At 49.9% G+C, this 17601-nt stretch carries 15 protein-coding genes; 12 read left to right on the top strand and 3 right to left on the bottom strand.

Annotated elements, in window-relative coordinates:
• Positions 1-14 precede the first annotated feature (14 nt).
• Both O3681_RS02540 and O3681_RS02535 read right to left on the bottom strand, forming a co-directional pair.
• Positions 15-749 (bottom strand): epoxyqueuosine reductase QueH, encoded by a 735-nt coding sequence (locus tag O3681_RS02540; RefSeq protein ID WP_101756277.1) that lies wholly within the window; start codon positions 747-749, stop codon positions 15-17.
• Positions 750-848: 99 nt separating this feature from the next.
• Entirely contained in the window at positions 849-2306 is a 1458-nt protein-coding gene (locus tag O3681_RS02535) for a patatin-like phospholipase family protein (protein WP_371459205.1), read from the bottom strand.
• Positions 2307-2445: 139 nt separating this feature from the next.
• Between O3681_RS02535 and recO the strand changes: the two genes are divergently transcribed.
• From recO to O3681_RS02485, 10 genes are all read left to right on the top strand, one after another.
• Positions 2446-3189, top strand: coding sequence for a DNA repair protein RecO (gene recO / locus O3681_RS02530; RefSeq protein WP_371459204.1), 744 nt, complete (start codon positions 2446-2448; stop codon positions 3187-3189).
• Positions 3190-3257: 68 nt separating this feature from the next.
• Positions 3258-3986: a pyridoxine 5'-phosphate synthase gene (pdxJ, locus tag O3681_RS02525; protein ID WP_371459203.1), complete on the top strand. Its 729-nt coding sequence runs from the start codon at positions 3258-3260 to the stop codon at positions 3984-3986.
• 88 nt (positions 3987-4074) lie between these two features.
• Entirely contained in the window at positions 4075-4452 is a 378-nt protein-coding gene (acpS, locus tag O3681_RS02520; protein WP_003686416.1) for a holo-ACP synthase, read from the top strand.
• Positions 4453-4605: 153 nt separating this feature from the next.
• Entirely contained in the window at positions 4606-5409 is an 804-nt protein-coding gene (locus O3681_RS02515; RefSeq protein WP_308881247.1) for an NUDIX domain-containing protein, read from the top strand.
• 1 nt (position 5410) lies between these two features.
• The gene (locus O3681_RS02510) at positions 5411-5833 is read left to right on the top strand and encodes a hypothetical protein (protein ID WP_107723294.1); all 423 of its coding nucleotides are present in this window, start codon (positions 5411-5413) and stop codon (positions 5831-5833) included.
• A gap of 763 nt (positions 5834-6596) precedes the next feature.
• Positions 6597-7472 carry a methylisocitrate lyase gene (prpB, locus tag O3681_RS02505; RefSeq protein ID WP_039862334.1) on the top strand — a complete coding sequence of 292 codons (876 nt, stop codon included), beginning with the start codon at positions 6597-6599 and terminating at the stop codon, positions 7470-7472.
• 84 nt (positions 7473-7556) lie between these two features.
• Entirely contained in the window at positions 7557-8711 is a 1155-nt protein-coding gene (prpC, locus tag O3681_RS02500) for a 2-methylcitrate synthase (RefSeq protein ID WP_063075771.1), read from the top strand.
• Positions 8712-9112: 401 nt separating this feature from the next.
• The gene (gene acnD, locus O3681_RS02495) at positions 9113-11719 is read left to right on the top strand and encodes a Fe/S-dependent 2-methylisocitrate dehydratase AcnD (RefSeq protein WP_371459202.1); all 2607 of its coding nucleotides are present in this window, start codon (positions 9113-9115) and stop codon (positions 11717-11719) included.
• A gap of 117 nt (positions 11720-11836) precedes the next feature.
• Complete coding sequence (gene prpF, locus O3681_RS02490; protein ID WP_107723292.1) at positions 11837-13006, top strand: 2-methylaconitate cis-trans isomerase PrpF; 1170 nt, start codon at positions 11837-11839, stop codon at positions 13004-13006.
• Positions 13007-13219: 213 nt separating this feature from the next.
• Positions 13220-14431: an acetate kinase gene (locus O3681_RS02485; RefSeq protein ID WP_070461921.1), complete on the top strand. Its 1212-nt coding sequence runs from the start codon at positions 13220-13222 to the stop codon at positions 14429-14431.
• A 74-nt stretch (positions 14432-14505) separates the two neighbouring features.
• On the opposite strand, the gene purM is transcribed toward O3681_RS02485, so the two are convergent.
• Positions 14506-15540: a phosphoribosylformylglycinamidine cyclo-ligase gene (purM, locus tag O3681_RS02480; protein ID WP_003686290.1), complete on the bottom strand. Its 1035-nt coding sequence runs from the start codon at positions 15538-15540 to the stop codon at positions 14506-14508.
• A 203-nt stretch (positions 15541-15743) separates the two neighbouring features.
• Between purM and O3681_RS02475 the strand changes: the two genes are divergently transcribed.
• Positions 15744-16814, top strand: coding sequence for an AI-2E family transporter (locus tag O3681_RS02475; RefSeq protein WP_070625529.1), 1071 nt, complete (start codon positions 15744-15746; stop codon positions 16812-16814).
• A gap of 66 nt (positions 16815-16880) precedes the next feature.
• Positions 16881-17597: an S-methyl-5'-thioinosine phosphorylase gene (locus O3681_RS02470; RefSeq protein WP_107723291.1), complete on the top strand. Its 717-nt coding sequence runs from the start codon at positions 16881-16883 to the stop codon at positions 17595-17597.
• Positions 17598-17601 lie beyond the last annotated feature (4 nt).

Here is a 17601-nt window from a genome sequence, read left to right as displayed (position 1 = left end):
ACGGCCTTTGATATTTATTTCTCAACAATGATTTTGTTTTCGGCTTGAGGCTCGTATTGAGTGGATTCATCACCGTAATACAATACGCCCAGCTTGATGGGGATGCGGCCTTGCGATTTGCGGTGGGCATTGGAGTCGCGCAGGGAGTAGGCGCAACCGCAGTATTCTTGTTGGTAGAAATGCTCGCGCTTGCTGATTTCAATCATGCGTGCGCTGCCACCGCCTTTGCGCCAGTTGAAATCCCAATAAACCAAGTCATCGTACGGCTCGGCAGCGCGATGGCCGCAGCCGTTGATCTGTTTCATGTCTTTCCAGCGTGAAATGCCCAGTGAGCTGGTGAAAACATGAAAGCCGTTTTCATGGGCATATTGTGCCGCTTTTTCAAAACGCATATCGAAACACATGGTGCAGCGGATACCGCGTTCAGGTTCAAATTCCATGCCTTTGGCTTTGGCAAACCATTCTTTGCGGTCGTTTTCGTAGTCGTCGTCTTTATCGACAAAAGGGATGCCGAATTTGTCCGCAAAGCGCATATTTTCTTCTTTGCGCAACATATATTCTTTGTGCGGATGGATATTGGGGTTGTAAAAATAAATGGTGTAGTCGATGCCGCTGGCAAGCATGGCTTCCATCACTTCGCCGGAACATGGGGCGCAGCAGGAATGCAGCAGGACTTTTTTGTGGCCGCCGGGCGGAACGAGAATAGGGCGGTCAATATCGGTAACGATAGGCGTGGTTTTTTCGGTCATGGTTTTATTCTATTTTTGATATTTTTTTCAGACGGCCTTTATCTCTGAGGCCGTCTGAAGGGGTTGAAATCTATTTGTCTATTTTAACAGAGCAATACTTTATGGAACAGATTGTTTCTGTGTTTCTTTTTCGTTTAACGGTTTGAAATCTTTAGCGTCCGGCGGCGGTTCGGCAAAGATGGCGTCAGGATTGTGGTGCGCTGCAAATTCTGTCAGCAGGTTGCGGTAGTCCAACGATTGCTTCATTAGTTCGGCAGCGGCGGTACGCAGATTGTCCACGTCTTCCGGCGGCAGATAAAAACTAGTCGGAATGTTCAATACTTTTTCCCTTAACTCGGAAGGAGGGAGGTCTTTGAGGTTGAGGCTGACGAAGGAGAAGCTGATGCCGTCGGTTTGTTTGTCTTTATTCCACTGATCGACGAAGGCACGGAAACGGCGCAGGGATTCTTGCGAGTTTTGGTCAATGGGGATATTGACGATAGAGGAGACAACGTCGCGGAAACCAGGAACGGCCGCGGTTTTGTCCAAATTGCTACTGACTTGGTTTTGCGCATTGACGTTGATGACGACGATATGGCGGATGTTGTTTTGCAGGATTTTGTTTGTCAGGATTTTTTCCGGGTACATTTCCGTCATATCCAAAAGGCTGCGCATACCCAGATTGTCGGTCAGGCCGCCGTCTATCAGGTGGATGTAGGGTCGGTTTTTCCCGTCTGCGTATTTTTGGAAGCGCTCGTAAAATTCTTTTATGGTGCGGCTTTGTTGTCTGCCTGTTTCGCTGTCGTCTGCATCTTCGATTTTGATCGGCGGCGTGTAGTTGCAGCGTCCGCCGTTGTTGTTTAGGGTGATCGGTGCAAATACCATAGGCACGGAGCTTGAAGCTGCGACGGCGCGGGCAAGTCGCAAGTCGCCCAAGTCGATACACATCGGGTCGAAATATTCCTGCGTGAAATTGAAACGCTCGCCTATACCCATATCGGTGGCGGAAATGATGGCAAACGGGCCCTTGGCATTTTTTTCCAAATCGCGGAAAGTGGTTTTGCCGAAAAGGTAGTTTTCAAACTGCTCCTGCAACAGATCGCCGCGTCCGTATTCAGGTGAGGCCAGTCGGGGCAGATTGGACATGGAGAATGCCTGTTTGACGACTTGGCGTTGGAAGTTTTGATGCAGGAAGCGTTTGTAAAACAATGGGATAGTGTCTTCGCCTTTCAATGCGAAATAGGCGGCCAAAACCGAGCCGCCGGATACGCCGACGACGACATCGACGTTGGCCAGCAAGGATTTTCTCTTACCGCCGATGGTTACCTGCTGCTGATTGAGCTGTTCTAAAACGCCGTAACCCAACGCCGCCGCACGTGTTCCTCCGCCTGAAAACATGATGACAATCAAGGTATCGTCATCGTCTTCCCGCTGGAGTTTGCTGGTTTCAAAGCGGTAGCCTTGCTTAAAATCGACTGCATCAATACCGGCAACGGGTTGGTATTTCACCAAGGAGCAGGCGGATAACAGGGCGAGAGAAAGTATGGAAAGCGTGGATTTGAGCTGGAATTTCGGCATAAAGTCAACAAAATCGGAAAATTATTGAAAACGGATTATAAAGGTTTTCAGGCGTTGTTTACAGAAGCAGGCCTTTCAGACGGCCTTTTGTGTCGATTTTCCGTTATAATCGACACAATCTTTATCTTTCCAAACCCTTATGGCGCAACCAAACCGCATCAACCACGAACCTATCTTTCTGCTTGCTTCCGCCCCTTGGCGCGAGAGCAGCTTGTGGGTGGAGGCCTTCAGCCGCCGTTATGGGCGTGTGGCTTTATTGGCCAGAAGCGCACGCAAACGGCAGAGCGAATTGCGCGGCGTGTTGGTGCCGTTTGTGCCGGTAAGCGCGTCTTGGTATGGTTCGCAAGAGTTGAAGACCCTGCATCGCGCCGAATGGATAGGCGGCTGGCCGCAGCCGCAGGGCAGGGCTTTGTTCAGCGGATTGTATGTGAACGAGTTGATGCTGAAGTTGACCGTCCGCGAAGACCCGTTGCCCGAGCTTTACGATGTTTTAGCGGAAACCATGAAAACCATTTGCTGCGAGGCCAACCATATTGCCGCATTGCGCCGTTTTGAATGGACGCTGCTGATACGCTTGGGCTTTGCCCCCGATTTGTTCCATGACGGCAACGGTAAGGAAATCAACGGCGAAGAAACGTATTGGCTCACGCCGGAGGAGGCTGTGGTACCCTTGGCCGAGGCCGACCGCTTTCACGCGCTCAATAAAGGCGTTGCCGTATCGGGTGCGACGTTAATCGGTTTGAGGGAAGGCAGTTTCGTTCATCAGGAAAGTCTGGGGCAGGCTTTGAAAGTAACGCGGCTTTTGATTGACAATCTTCTGCCCGAGGGCATCAAGTCTCGGCAGGTTTTGCAGCAGTTGCAGCAGTTTGGTTTGGGCAGTTGAATTTTTCAGACGGCCTGTGAATATGAGCAGGCTCAGGCCGTCTGAAACTTTAAAGAAAGGACATTATTATGTTGTTAGGCGTAAACATCGACCATATTGCCACCGTCCGCAATGCGCGCGGTACGATTTATCCCAGCCCTGTTGAGGCGGCGCTGATTGCAGAAACCCACGGCGCAGATTTAATTACCATGCACTTGCGTGAAGACCGCCGCCATATTAAAGATGCGGACGTGTTCGCCGTTAAAAACGCTATCCGCACGCGCCTGAATTTGGAAATGGCGCTGACGGAAGAAATGCTGGAAAACGCGCTCAACGTCATGCCGGAAGATGTGTGCATCGTGCCTGAAAAACGCCAAGAAGTAACCACCGAGGGCGGTTTGGACGTATTGGCGCAACAGGATAAAGTGGCCAAGTTCACCAAAATCCTGACCGACGCAGGCATCCGCGTGTCCTTGTTTATCGATGCCGACAACGCGCAAATCCAAGCCGCTTATGATGTCGGCGCGCCCGTTATCGAGTTGCACACCGGTGCGTATGCCGATGCGCACAGTCACGCCGAGCAGATGAAACAATTCGAGCGCATTCAAAACGGTGCGCATTACGCCAGCGATTTGGGCTTGATCGTCAACGCCGGACACGGCCTAACCATTCACAACGTTACGCCGATTGCTCAAATTCTGGCCATCCGTGAGTTGAACATTGGCCATTCGCTGATTTCCCAAGCACTCTTCCTCGGCTTGCCAGAAGCTGTCCGCCAAATGAAGGAAATCATGTTCAGAGCCAGAATGCTGCCTTAACGGCATCAGTCATACCGACTAAGGCAATTGGCTTTGGCCGGTATCCACACTTTCAGACGGCCTGACTATTTAAACAAGGAGCAGACCCATGATTTACGGAATTGGTACAGACATTGTTTCCCTCAAACGCATTATCCGCCTGAACAAAAAATTCGGACTGGCATTTGCGCAACGCATTCTCAGCCCAGAAGAGCTGTTGGAGTTTCCGCAGGCAGGCAAACCGGTCAACTATCTTGCCAAACGCTTTGCCGCCAAAGAGGCTTTTGCCAAAGCCGTCGGGACGGGCATACGCGGCGTGGTGTCTTTCCGCAATATCGGTGTCGGGCATGATGCACTGGGCAAACCTGAATTGTTTTTTGCACCGGCTTTGACTAAATGGCTGGAGGAACAGGGTATCCGAAGCTGCCATCTCAGTATGAGCGATGAAGAAGATACCGTCATGGCTTTTGTCATTGCGGAAAAATAAGGCCGGATTTAAGTATTCTGAAATAAAGCATCTTTTTCAGACGGCCTGAAGGGTTTGGTATTTATTGAAGGTCGGGCGTATAAGCCCGACATCGTTTTTTTACGCATAAATCGGCAGGTGTCGCCGCCTGCCGCATATAAGAATAAGCTCATGATGACTGAAGACACACGTCCATTGGTGCAAGTGGTTGCCGGAATTTTGCTCGACCAAAACGGCCGCTACCTGCTCAGTTCCCGCCCCGAAGGAAAACCGTATGCCGGCTATTGGGAATTTGCCGGAGGCAAGGTTGAGGCAGGCGAAAGCGATTTTCAAGCCTTGCAACGCGAGTTTGAAGAAGAACTCGGTATCCGTATCCTTGCCGCTACGCCGTGGCTGACCAAAGTCCATTCCTACGAACACGCACATGTACGCCTGCATTTTTTATGGGTGGAAGCCGACCAATGGGCGGGAGAAATCCAATCGAGGGAAGGGCAGAAATGGGCATGGCAAAAGGCAGGGGATTTTACTGTTACGCCGATGTTGCCTGCCAATAGCGCATTATTACGTTCCCTATCCATTCCGCGCCAGCTTCAAGGCCGTCTGAAAAGCGGCTTGAGCGGTCAAAACAGCATGGGCGAATATCATGTTGTGCCGTATCAGTCGGCTCAGCATCAAACCGCATCTGCCGTATTGTTGAATTTTGCCGATTGGCAACAAGGCAAACCGATAGAAGCGCCCAGCGTGTGGCCAATCATTGAAAATGCCGAACAATGGCAGCAGGTGCAAAATGCCGATGCTGTCGTTTGGAAAGTAGCGAATGAAGCGGTAGCCAAGCAAGTTGTCGATATTTTGGCGCAAGGCGTGGCTATGCCGTTGATTGCGGCTGCTCCGGAAAGTATGGTTTCCATTTATCGTGAACAGTGGCAGAGCATGGGTGTGCATGCTGTTTTGATCGATAATGACATTGAGGCCGTCTGAAATGAGAAAAAATCAAAAACTACTGATTGCCGCTGTTTTACTGATTGTGTTTGCAGCGGCCAAACTGCTGCTTTTGGATTGGTGGCAGCGGCAACAGACAAAAGCGAATGTAGTCGAATGTAGTCTGACACAAGGCTGCGTCCTGCCTGACGGTTCAAAAGTGCGTGCGACTTCCATCAATACACACGAGCCGTTTGATATTGTGGTGGAGAATGTGCCGAAGAATACGGGCGCGGTCAGTATCAGTTTCAGTATGAAAAACATGGACATGGGTTTCAACCGCTACAACCTGACGCAACAATCGCCGCAAAGTTGGCAGGCTGCGCAAATCCGCTTGCCGTTTTGCGTCGAAGGCCGCCATGATTACACTGCCGACATTACCATTGGCAAACAGACTTTTCAGACGGCATTTAGTGCAGAGTAGTCATCATGCAAAGGCCGTCTGAAAATTTAAAGGCAAAAATTTTAATTTTTTCAGATGGCATCTTTAAAAGTTCTTTATAAATGAATCAATTATAAATTATTTTTAGACAGATTGTTTACAATTATTCTGACTATCAGCCAAAAACACAAAACGGACAGAAGCTAGGCCACACAAGGGTTTGATGTGGTACAGCCTGTCCGTTTTTTACATTTGTTGCAAAAAAATCGTTTATTAATAACTGAATTTTTTATAATTTTTTTGAAAAAAGTGTTTGACAAGACCGGTTTTATTTTTTAAATTTGTTTCCATAAATAAAAACTACATCGCACTACAAAGGAACATCATCATGAATCTGTATCAAACCACTCTCTCTTGTTATAGATTTTCTCCCGTCTCTGCCGCTCCCGTCGCCGCCAGCTTATTGGCAGTCCCGACGGTCTGAAGGCTCTCAACCCGAATCCAGTTTCCGTATTCCTACAAACGCTTCGGGTTTTAAAATATCTGTATCCCCAACAGCATTCATATACTAATTAATAAAAATTAAAAAACGTATACCTTCGCTTCAGCCTTATTGTATTTATTAGTTTTGATAACTATTTGTATTTATTGATTTTAAATTTTCAGATAGTTGATGATTGAAATTTTACAGGCCGTCTGAAAACAGTTTTTAGAACGATTGTTTCTTTTTAAACGGTTCATTTCAAGTTGTAAAAAACTGGACCGTCCGATTAATACTGAAAAAAGTCTATAAAGGAGAAATATGATGAGCCAACACTCTGCCGGAGCGCGTTTCCGTCAAGCCGTGAAAGAATCGAATCCTCTTGCCGTAGTCGGTTGCGTCAATGCTTACTTTGCACGATTGGCCACCCAAAGCGGTTTCAAGGCGATTTATCTGTCTGGCGGCGGCGTGGCAGCCTGCTCTTGCGGTATCCCTGATTTGGGTATTACCACAATGGAAGACGTGCTGATTGACGCACGACGCATTACGGACAACGTGGATACGCCTCTGCTGGTGGACATCGATGTGGGTTGGGGCGGTGCATTCAATATTGCCCGTACCATTCGCAACTTTGAACGCGCTGGTGTTGCAGCGGTTCACATCGAAGATCAGGTAGCGCAAAAACGCTGCGGCCACCGTCCGAACAAAGCCATCGTTTCTAAAGATGAAATGGTCGACCGTATCAAAGCTGCCGTAGATGCCCGCGTTGATGAGAACTTTGTGATTATGGCGCGTACCGATGCGCTGGCGGTAGAAGGTTTGGATGCCGCTATCGAACGCGCTCAGGCTTGTGTCGAAGCCGGTGCGGACATGATTTTCCCTGAAGCCATGACCGATTTGAAAATGTACCGCCAATTTGCAGATGCAGTGAAAGTACCTGTATTGGCCAACATTACCGAGTTTGGTTCCACTCCGCTTTATACCCAAAGCGAGCTGGCTGAAAACGGCGTGTCACTGGTGCTGTATCCACTGTCGTCATTCCGCGCAGCAAGCAAAGCCGCTCTGAATGTTTATGAAGCGATTATGCGCGATGGAACTCAGGCCGCAGTGGTTGACAGTATGCAAACCCGTGCCGAGCTGTACGAGCATCTGAACTATCATGCCTTCGAGCAAAAACTGGATAAATTGTTTCAAAAATAAGTAACCGCTTTCAGACGGCCTTTCAACAAATCCGCATCGGCCGTCTGAAAAATAAAACCCACAAAAATACAAAGGAGAAATACCATGACTGAAACTACTCAAACCCCGACTTTCAAACCTAAAAAATCCGTTGCGCTTTCTGGCGTTGCGGCCGGTAATACCGAATTGTGTACCGTTGGCCGTACCGGCAACGATTTGAGCTATCGCGGTTACGACATCTTGGATTTGGCACAAAAATGCGAGTTTGAAGAAGTTGCCCACCTGCTGATTCACGGTCATCTGCCCAACAAATTCGAGCTGGCCGCTTATAAAACCAAGCTCAAATCCATGCGCGGCCTGCCTATCCGTGTGATTAAAGTTTTGGAAAGCCTGCCTGCACATACCCATCCGATGGATGTGATGCGTACCGGCGTATCCATGCTGGGCTGCGTTCATCCTGAACGTGAAAGCCATCCGGAAAGTGAAGCGCGCGACATCGCCGACAAACTGATTGCCAGCCTCGGCAGCCTCCTGCTGTACTGGTATCAATATTCGCACAACGGCAAACGCATTGAAGTTGAAAGCGACGAAGAGACCATCGGCGGTCATTTCCTGCACCTGTTGCACGGCAAACGCCCAAGCGAATCACACATCAAAGCCATGCACGTTTCACTGATTCTGTATGCCGAACACGAGTTCAACGCTTCTACCTTCACTGCCCGCGTGATTGCCGGTACAGGCTCTGATATGTACTCCAGCATTACCGGTGCAATCGGCGCGTTGAAAGGTCCGAAACACGGCGGTGCGAACGAGGTGGCTTACGATATTCAAAAACGCTACCGCAATGCCGACGAAGCCGAAGCAGACATCCGCGAACGCATCGGCCGCAAAGAAATCGTGATCGGTTTCGGTCATCCGGTGTACACCATTTCCGACCCTCGCAACGTTGTCATTAAAGAAGTGGCACGCGGTTTGAGCAAAGAAACCGGCGATATGCGCCTCTTTGACATTGCCGAACGCTTGGAGAGCGTGATGTGGGAAGAGAAAAAAATGTTCCCGAATCTGGACTGGTTCTCCGCCGTTTCCTACCAAAAATTGGGCGTACCGACCGCTATGTTCACACCGCTGTTCGTAATTTCCCGTACAACCGGTTGGAGCGCACACGTTCTCGAGCAACGCAAAGACGGCAAAATCATCCGTCCGAGCGCAAACTACACAGGCCCTGAAGATTTGGCATTCGTGGAGATTGAAAACCGCTAATACGCGTAACAGCAGGGTGGGCCGCCAGCCCACCCCATCTCGAAATGCCGTTTGAAAACAATGAATAAATTAAGTTTTCGTTTTTCGACGGCCTAGTGCAGTATGCGAGAGAGAGAGCCGGCCGTTTGGAAAACATGCTGCTCTGCTGTCGTCATTCCCATACAGGCAGAAATTCAAAAGTTGAAATGTTCTGCTGTAAAGAGTGCTGAAAGATTTAAGTTTGGATTTCCGTCTATACGGGAATGATGGTAGCGGAGCAGCAATTTTTTTTCATACCGCGAATAGATTTCAGACAACAAGCAATAAAACAGAATTTATGGTTTCAGACGGCCTTAAGGTCCGAATCAACAGGCCGTCTGAAACCCCAAAACCAAAAAAAGAATAGATTTAGGAGAACCGACATGACTGCCAACCAACGCTACCGCAAAGCTTTGCCCGGTACGGATTTGGAATATTACGACGCGCGTCAGGCGTGTGAAGACATCAAACCAGGCTCTTACGACAAGCTGCCTTATACAAGCCGTATCTTGGCTGAGAACTTGGTCAACCGCGCAGACAAAGTCGACCTGCCTACACTGCAAAGCTGGCTGGGCCAACTGATTGAGGGAAAGCAGGAAATCGACTTCCCTTGGTATCCGGCGCGCGTGGTGTGTCACGATATTCTGGGTCAGACAGCGTTGGTGGATTTGGCGGGCCTGCGTGATGCAATTGCCGAAAAAGGCGGCGATCCTTCCAAAGTGAATCCGGTGGTGCAAACCCAGCTCATCGTCGACCACTCTTTGGCCGTTGAATGCGGCGGTTACGATCCTGATGCCTTCCGCAAAAACCGCGAAATCGAAGACAGACGTAACGAAGACCGTTTCCACTTCATCAACTGGACAAAAACCGCATTTGAAAATGTGGACGTGATTTCTGCGGGCAACGGCATTATGCACCAAATCAATTTGGAAAAAATGTCGCCGGTTGTCCAAGTCAAAAACGGCGTAGCATTCCCTGACACCTGCGTCGGTACTGACTCACATACGCCGCACGTCGATTCATTGGGCGTGATTTCCGTAGGTGTGGGTGGTTTGGAAGCCGAAACCGTAATGTTGGGCCGTGCCTCCATGATGCGTCTGCCTGATATTGTCGGCGTTGAGCTGACCGGCAAACGCCAGCCGGGCATTACTGCCACCGACATCGTGTTGGCACTGACCGAATTCTTGCGTAAAGAGCGCGTGGTTGGTGCATTTGTCGAATTCTTTGGCGAGGGCGCAAGAAGCCTGTCCATCGGCGACCGTGCCACCATTTCCAATATGACCCCTGAGTTCGGCGCGACTGCTGCGATGTTCGCTATTGATGAGCAAACCATTGATTATTTGAAACTGACCGGTCGCGACGATGCGCAAGTGAAATTGGTGGAAACCTACGCCAAAACCGCAGGCTTGTGGGCAGATGCCTTGAAAAACGCCGTTTATCCTCGCGTATTGAAATTTGATTTGAGCAGCGTAACGCGCAATATGGCAGGCCCAAGTAATCCGCATGCCCGTTTTGCGACCGCCGATTTGGCCAGCAAAGGCTTGGCTAAACCTTACGAAGAGCCTTCAGACGGCCAAATGCCTGACGGTGCAGTGATTATTGCCGCGATTACTTCATGTACCAATACTTCCAATCCGCGCAACGTTGTCGCCGCCGCGCTGTTGGCACGCAATGCCAACCGCCTCGGCTTGAAACGCAAACCTTGGGTGAAATCTTCGTTTGCCCCGGGTTCAAAAGTAGCCGAAATCTATTTGAAAGAAGCAGGCCTGCTGCCTGAAATGGAAAAACTCGGCTTCGGTATCGTTGCCTTCGCATGTACCACCTGTAACGGCATGAGCGGCGCGCTGGATCCGAAAATCCAGAAAGAAATCATCGACCGCGATTTGTACGCCACCGCTGTATTGTCAGGCAACCGCAACTTTGACGGCCGTATCCATCCGTATGCGAAACAGGCTTTCCTCGCTTCGCCTCCGTTGGTCGTTGCCTACGCGCTGGCAGGCAGCATCCGTTTCGATATTGAAAACGACGTACTAGGCGTTGCAGACGGCAAAGAAATCCGCCTGAAAGATATCTGGCCGACCGATGAAGAAATCGATGCCATCGTTGCCGAATATGTGAAACCGCAACAATTCCGCGACGTTTATATTCCGATGTTCGATACCGGCACAGCGCAAAAAGCACCAAGCCCGCTGTACGACTGGCGTCCAATGTCCACCTATATCCGCCGCCCACCTTACTGGGAAGGCGCACTGGCAGGGGAGCGCACATTGAGAGGCATGCGTCCGCTGGCGATTTTGCCCGACAACATCACCACCGACCACCTCTCGCCGTCCAATGCGATTTTGGCCAGCAGTGCCGCAGGCGAATATTTGGCGAAAATGGGTTTGCCTGAAGAAGACTTCAACTCTTATGCAACCCACCGCGGCGACCACTTGACCGCCCAACGCGCAACCTTCGCCAATCCGAAACTGTTTAACGAAATGGTGAGAAACGAAGACGGCAGCGTACGCCAAGGTTCGCTGGCACGCGTTGAACCAGAAGGTAAAACCATGCGCATGTGGGAAGCCATCGAAACCTATATGAACCGCAAACAGCCGCTCATCATCATTGCCGGTGCGGACTACGGTCAAGGCTCAAGCCGCGACTGGGCTGCAAAAGGCGTACGCCTCGCCGGCGTGGAAGCGATTGTTGCCGAAGGCTTCGAGCGTATCCACCGCACCAACTTGATCGGTATGGGCGTGTTGCCGCTGCAATTCAAACCGGGTACTAACCGCCACACCCTGAAACTGGACGGTACGGAAACCTACGACGTGGTCGGCGAACGCACACCGCGCTGCGACCTGACTCTCGTGATTCACCGTAAAAACGGCGAAACTGTCAAAGTTCCGGTTACCTGCCGCCTCGATACTGCAGAAGAAGTATTGGTATATGAAGCCGGTGGTGTGTTGCAACGTTTCGCACAAGACTTTTTAGAAGGAAATGCAGCGTAAGGTAAATCGGGCATGATCAAAATGTCCGGGCTACGCTCAAAAAGGTTTTCAGACGGCCTCGAATGTTTGAGAGGCCGTCTGAAAAAACCATACTAGAAATACAAAGGAGAACTCGAAATGCCGCAAATTAAAATTCCAGCCGTTTACTACCGCGGCGGTACATCTAAAGGCATTTTCTTCAAACGCACCGATCTGCCGGCAGCTGCGCAGGAAGCAGGCGAGGCACGCGACAAAATCCTCTTGCGCGTACTCGGCAGCCCCGACCCTTACGGCAAACAGATTGACGGTTTAGGCAATGCCAGTTCGTCCACCAGCAAAGCCGTAATTTTGGACAAATCCGAACGCGCCGATCACGATGTTGATTACTTGTTCGGACAAGTTTCCATCGACAAACCTTTTGTCGATTGGAGCGGCAACTGCGGCAATCTGACTGCCGCCGTGGGCGCATTTGCCATCGAGCAAGGCTTGGTCGATAAAGACAAAATCCCTTCAGACGGCCTGTGTACCGTCAAAATTTGGCAGAAAAACATCGGCAAAACCATTATTGCCCATGTACCGATGCAAAACGGCGCAGTTTTGGAAACAGGCGATTTTGAGCTTGACGGCGTAACGTTCCCGGCAGCCGAAGTACAAATCGAATTTCTTGATCCGGCCGACGGCGAAGGCAGTATGTTCCCAACCGGCAATTTGGTCGATGAAATTGATGTGCCGAATATAGGCCGTCTGAAAGCCACGCTTATCAATGCCGGTATTCCAACCATTTTCCTGAATGCCGCAGATTTGGGCTACACAGGCAAAGAGTTGCAAGACGACATCAACAACGATGCCGCAGCTCTGGAAAAATTTGAAACCATCCGTGCGTATGGCGCGCTGAAAATGGGCTTGATCAGCGACATATCCGAAGCCGCCACCCGCGCCCATACTCCGAAAGTCGCTTTTGTCGCCCCTGCGGCCGATTACACTGCTTCAAGCGGCAAAACCGTCAAAGCTGCCGACATTGATTTATTGGTACGCGCGTTGAGCATGGGCAAATTGCACCACGCCATGATGGGTACCGCTTCAGTTGCCATCGCTACCGCCGCCGCCGTGCCCGGTACGCTGGTCAACCTTGCAGCCGGAGGCGGAGCGCGTAAAGAAGTCCGTTTCGGCCATCCGTCAGGCACACTGCGTGTCGGTGCAGCCGCCGAATGTCAGGACGGACAATGGACGGCCACCAAAGCGGTCATGAGCCGTAGTGCACGCGTGATTATGGAAGGACAAGTCCGGGTGCCGGAAGATTGCTTTTAAGTTTTCAGACGGCCACGCTATTAAACAAGGCCGTCTGAAAACCAAATAAGCAGATTTTAGTCAGGTAGCGATACCTGCAATGAAGATTAGGGTTGGGCATAAAGCCTGACTAAACACCAAACCAAAGGCAATCTGGAAAGCTCTCAAATGTTTTTGCTCTTTTCAGACGGCCTGAAGCCAAAAAAACAATCAAAAATTCAAAGGAGAAACACCATGTCCAACCAACTCATTCTTGTTCTGAACTGCGGCAGCTCTTCACTCAAAGGTGCCGTTATCGACCGTAAAAACGGCAAAGTTCTCTTAAGCTGTCTCGGCGAACGTTTGGGTACGCCCGAAGCAGTCATTACGTTCAGCAAAGACGGCAAAAAATGCCAAACAGCTTTGACCGGCCGTAATGATCATGCCGGTGCCGTAGGTATGCTGTTGAAAGAGCTTGAAAAACACGGCCTGCACGACCGCATTAAAGCCATCGGCCACCGCATCGCCCACGGCGGCGAAAAATACAGCGAATCTGTTTTGATCGACCAAGCAGTAATGGACGAACTCAATGCCTGCATTCCGCTCGCTCCGTTGCACAATCCTGCCAATATCAACGGCATTTTGGCTGCGCAAGAGCATTTCCCGGGCCTGCCCAATGTCGGCGTGATGGATACTTCGTTCCACCAAACCATGCCGGAGCGTGCCTACACTTATGCCGTTCCGCGCGAATTGCGTAAAAAATACGCTTTCCGCCGCTACGGTTTCCACGGTACCAGCATGCGTTACGTTGCCCCTGAAGCCGCACGTATCTTGGGCAAACCGTTGGAAGACATCCGTATGATTATTGCCCACTTAGGCAACGGCGCATCCATTACCGCCATTAAAAACGGGAAATCCGTTGACACCAGTATGGGCTTCACGCCGATTGAAGGCTTGGTGATGGGTACCCGTTGCGGCGACATCGATCCGGGCGTATACAGCTATCTGACTTCACATGCCGGATTGGATGTTGCCCAAGTTGATGAAATGCTGAACAAAAAATCAGGCTTGCTCGGTATTTCCGAACTCTCCAATGACTGCCGTTCTTTGGAAATCGCTGCGGATGAAGGCCATGAAGGCGCACGTTTGGCTCTGGAAGTAATGACTTACCGCCTTGCCAAATATATTGCTTCTATGGCTGTGGCTTGTGGCGGCGTTGACGCACTCGTGTTCACCGGCGGTATCGGCGAAAACTCGCGTAATATCCGTGCCAAAACCGTTTCCTATCTTGATTTCTTGGGTCTGCACATCGACACCAAAGCCAATATGGACAAACGCTACGGCAACTCAGGTATCATCAGCCCGACAGGTTCTATGCCGGCTGTCTTGGTTGTTCCAACCAATGAAGAGCTGATGATTGCCCACGATACTGCTCAGTTGGCCGGCTTTTTGGAAGAAGTAGGCTAGGGCGAAGATTTTCCTAGATCATAAACAATAAAAAGTGCGGATTCATCATCCGCACTTTTTTAATTACATCTCAATCAAGCCACTTGGGTTTGATGTTCGTCACCGTTGCGCTCACGAACTGCGCCCAAACGGTAAACGGTTTCGCCTTGTTCGCTCAAGAATGCTTGTACTGCATCGGCATCTTCTTTTGCAATGATAACGACCATGCCGATACCGCAGTTGAATGTACGGTACATTTCTTGGGTTTCCACATTGCCTGCTTTTTGCAGCCATTGGAACAGTTTAGGCAATTCCCACGCTTTGGCATCGATTTGTGCGACGGTATTTTCAGGCAAAACGCGAGGTACGTTTTCGGTAATGCCGCCGCCGGTAATATGGGCCATGCCTTTAATGGTAAATTTTTCCAAAGCGGCAAGGATAGGTTTCACATACAGGCGGGTAGGGGCGATGATGGCTTCGCGCAAGGTTTTGCCGTTGTCGAATTCCGCGTCCAAATCGGGATTGTCGCGCTCGATGATTTTGCGTACCAAAGAGTAGCCGTTGGAGTGTGCTCCATTGGAAGCCAAGCCCAAAACAACGTCTCCGGCCTGAATGCTGCGGCCGTTAATCACGCGTTCTTTTTCAACAACGCCGACGGCAAAACCGGCCAAGTCGTATTCGCCTTCGGGATACATGCCCGGCATTTCGGCAGTTTCACCGCCAATCAAAGCGCAACCGGATTCTTCGCAGCCTTGGGCAATGCCTTTAATCACATCAGTCGCGCGGGCAACATCCAGCTTACCGCAAGCGAAATAGTCCAAGAAGAACAAAGGTTCCGCACCTTGAACCAAAATGTCGTTGACGCTCATGGCAACCAAATCGATGCCGACAGTATCGTGTTTATCCCAGTCGAATGCCAGTTTCAGCTTGGTGCCGACGCCATCCGTACCGGAAACCAATACCGGATTTTTGTATTTTTTGCCGATTTCAACCAAAGCGCCGAAACCGCCCAAATCACCCAACACTTCAGGGCGCATAGTACGCTTGGCAAAAGGTTTGATGTTTTCGACCAGTTGATCGCCTGCGTCGATATCCACGCCTGCGTCACGATAGCTCAAAGAAGTGCTCATTGGATTTCCTTATTCGGGTATGGGTAGATTGTCGGAGCGTATTTTATCTTAAATTGGAGGATTCAGGCTGAATTTTTTGGCATTATTGTCAACAATTTTTATTTTATCTTAATAGCCGTCACGCTTTCAGACGGCCTTTGTGAATCTGTTATACTGCTTATTTATTTTGAAAACCTTAAGCATCAACTGGGGAACACCTTTTTATGTATCAAAAGAAAGCGCGCGGCGCAAAACCGTGGATTATTATGGCTTGCGTTATCGCAGCCTTTATTTGGCTTTTATATGCCTTGGGCGATGTTTTGACGCCGTTTATTGTAGCCGCCGTTTTGGCCTATGTTTTGAATCCCTTGGTCGAGTGGCTTCAATTGAAGCGTATCCGCCGCGCGCCGGCCTCTATGATTATTATGGCACTGGCTTTGCTGATATTGCTGTCGTTGGTGCTGATTATCGTACCTATGTTGTTGAACCAGTTTAACAATCTGGCCGAACGCCTGCCGCAAATCGTGGGCTTTGTTCAAAACAAACTGCTGCCGTGGCTCAACAGCGTCAGTGGGGATTATATTCAAATCGATCAAGAATCAATCATCGCATGGTTGCAGTCGCATACTGATGAGTTGAGCAATACGCTCAAAGAATGGATTCCGACCTTGATGCGTCAAAGCGGCAACGTGATCAGCGGCGTCAGCAATTTGGTGTTGTTGCCTTTGTTGCTGTATTACTTCTTGTTGGATTGGAAACGCTGGTCTTCCGGAATCAGCAAACTGGTTCCACGCCGTTTTATCGAGACCTACACGCGTATCAGCGGCAATATGGATGAAGTTTTGGGCGAGTTTCTGCGCGGCCAGCTGATGGTTATGATGATCATGGGCTTGGTCTATGGCTTGGGCTTGATGCTGGTCGGTTTGGATTCCGGCTTTGCCATCGGTATGATTGCCGGTATTTTGGTATTTATTCCGTATTTGGGTGCATTTACCGGCCTTTTGCTGGCAACAGTTGCCGCGCTTTTGCAATATGGCTCATGGCAGGGCTTGTTGATGGTCTGGGCTGTATTCGGTGTCGGACAATTCTTGGAAAGCTTTTTCATTACGCCTAAAATCGTCGGCGACCGCATCGGTTTGTCTCCGTTCTGGGTGATTTTCTCGTTGATGGCTTTCGGACAACTGATGGGTTTTGTCGGTATGCTTGCCGGTCTGCCGCTTGCCGCCGTAACATTGGTTTTATTGCGTGAAGGCGCATCTGCCTATTTCGGCAGCCATTTCTACAAACATAAATAAATCGATAATATTAAGGCCGTCTGAAATCCAAGTTTCAGACGGCCATTGATAACAAAGGAAGTTTATATGTTAGCCATTATCGGCGGCAGCGGTTTGACCAAACTGCCGGAACTCGAAATTACTGAACGAAAAATCGTACGCACTCCATACGGCTTAACCAGCAGCCCTATTTTGTTCGGCAGGTTGGGGCGTTTGGATATTGTTTTTCTTGCCCGACACGGCTTCAGTCATACCATCGCGCCACATGAAATCAACTACCGCGCCAATATTTGGGCGTTACATTCTTTAGGCGTTGAAAACATCATTGCCATTTCTTCAGTCGTCGGTATCAATCCCGATTTTGAAAACGGCAGCTTGGTGTTGCCGGACGATTTGATCGACTATACCTATGGCCGTAAAGATACTTTTTTTGAAGGCCAAGAATGCCCGGTTGTCCATACCGATTTTTTCAACCCTTATTGCAATGAATTGCGACAAAAGTTGTTAAATATCACGAAAGCGCACAATGTGCCGATTTACGACTCCGCCATTTATGGTTGCCTGCAAGGCCCGCGCCGTCCGACCCGCGCAGAAATCGCCCGTTATCGACGTGACGGCGTAGATGTACTCGGTATGACCGGTATGCCCGAAGCCGTTTTGGCCAGGGAGTTAAAAATGGCCTATGCCCACTTTTGCAGCGTCAGCAGCATTGATTGCTTTGATAGCGGAGTAGGGACTGAGGGCTGTGATGAACAGACTTCTATGGCGATGACGAAAATCCGACAATTATTGAATGGTTTGTAACTAA

This window comes from Neisseria sp. 27098_8_158, assembly GCF_041433145.1.
Taxonomy (GTDB): Bacteria; Pseudomonadota; Gammaproteobacteria; order Burkholderiales; family Neisseriaceae; genus Neisseria; species Neisseria subflava_E.
The sequence above is the reverse complement of the archived record's forward strand: the minus strand, read 5'-3'. Positions and strand labels throughout refer to the sequence as shown.

Excerpts from the sequence above, each read along its gene's own strand:
- prpF (WP_107723292.1), top strand. The coding sequence starts at position 11,837 with ATGCCGCAAATTAAAATTCCAGCCGTTTACTACCGCGGCGGTACATCT.
- acpS (WP_003686416.1), top strand. The coding sequence starts at position 4,075 with ATGATTTACGGAATTGGTACAGACATTGTTTCCCTCAAACGCATTATC.
- recO (WP_371459204.1), top strand. The coding sequence starts at position 2,446 with ATGGCGCAACCAAACCGCATCAACCACGAACCTATCTTTCTGCTTGCT.
- prpB (WP_039862334.1), top strand. The coding sequence starts at position 6,597 with ATGAGCCAACACTCTGCCGGAGCGCGTTTCCGTCAAGCCGTGAAAGAA.
- O3681_RS02510 (WP_107723294.1), top strand. The coding sequence starts at position 5,411 with ATGAGAAAAAATCAAAAACTACTGATTGCCGCTGTTTTACTGATTGTG.
- O3681_RS02540 (WP_101756277.1), bottom strand. The coding sequence starts at position 749 with ATGACCGAAAAAACCACGCCTATCGTTACCGATATTGACCGCCCTATT.
- O3681_RS02475 (WP_070625529.1), top strand. The coding sequence starts at position 15,744 with ATGTATCAAAAGAAAGCGCGCGGCGCAAAACCGTGGATTATTATGGCT.
- O3681_RS02515 (WP_308881247.1), top strand. The coding sequence starts at position 4,606 with ATGACTGAAGACACACGTCCATTGGTGCAAGTGGTTGCCGGAATTTTG.
- O3681_RS02485 (WP_070461921.1), top strand. The coding sequence starts at position 13,220 with ATGTCCAACCAACTCATTCTTGTTCTGAACTGCGGCAGCTCTTCACTC.
- acnD (WP_371459202.1), top strand. The coding sequence starts at position 9,113 with ATGACTGCCAACCAACGCTACCGCAAAGCTTTGCCCGGTACGGATTTG.
- pdxJ (WP_371459203.1), top strand. The coding sequence starts at position 3,258 with ATGTTGTTAGGCGTAAACATCGACCATATTGCCACCGTCCGCAATGCG.
- purM (WP_003686290.1), bottom strand. The coding sequence starts at position 15,540 with ATGAGCACTTCTTTGAGCTATCGTGACGCAGGCGTGGATATCGACGCA.
- prpC (WP_063075771.1), top strand. The coding sequence starts at position 7,557 with ATGACTGAAACTACTCAAACCCCGACTTTCAAACCTAAAAAATCCGTT.
- O3681_RS02535 (WP_371459205.1), bottom strand. The coding sequence starts at position 2,306 with ATGCCGAAATTCCAGCTCAAATCCACGCTTTCCATACTTTCTCTCGCC.
- O3681_RS02470 (WP_107723291.1), top strand. The coding sequence starts at position 16,881 with ATGTTAGCCATTATCGGCGGCAGCGGTTTGACCAAACTGCCGGAACTC.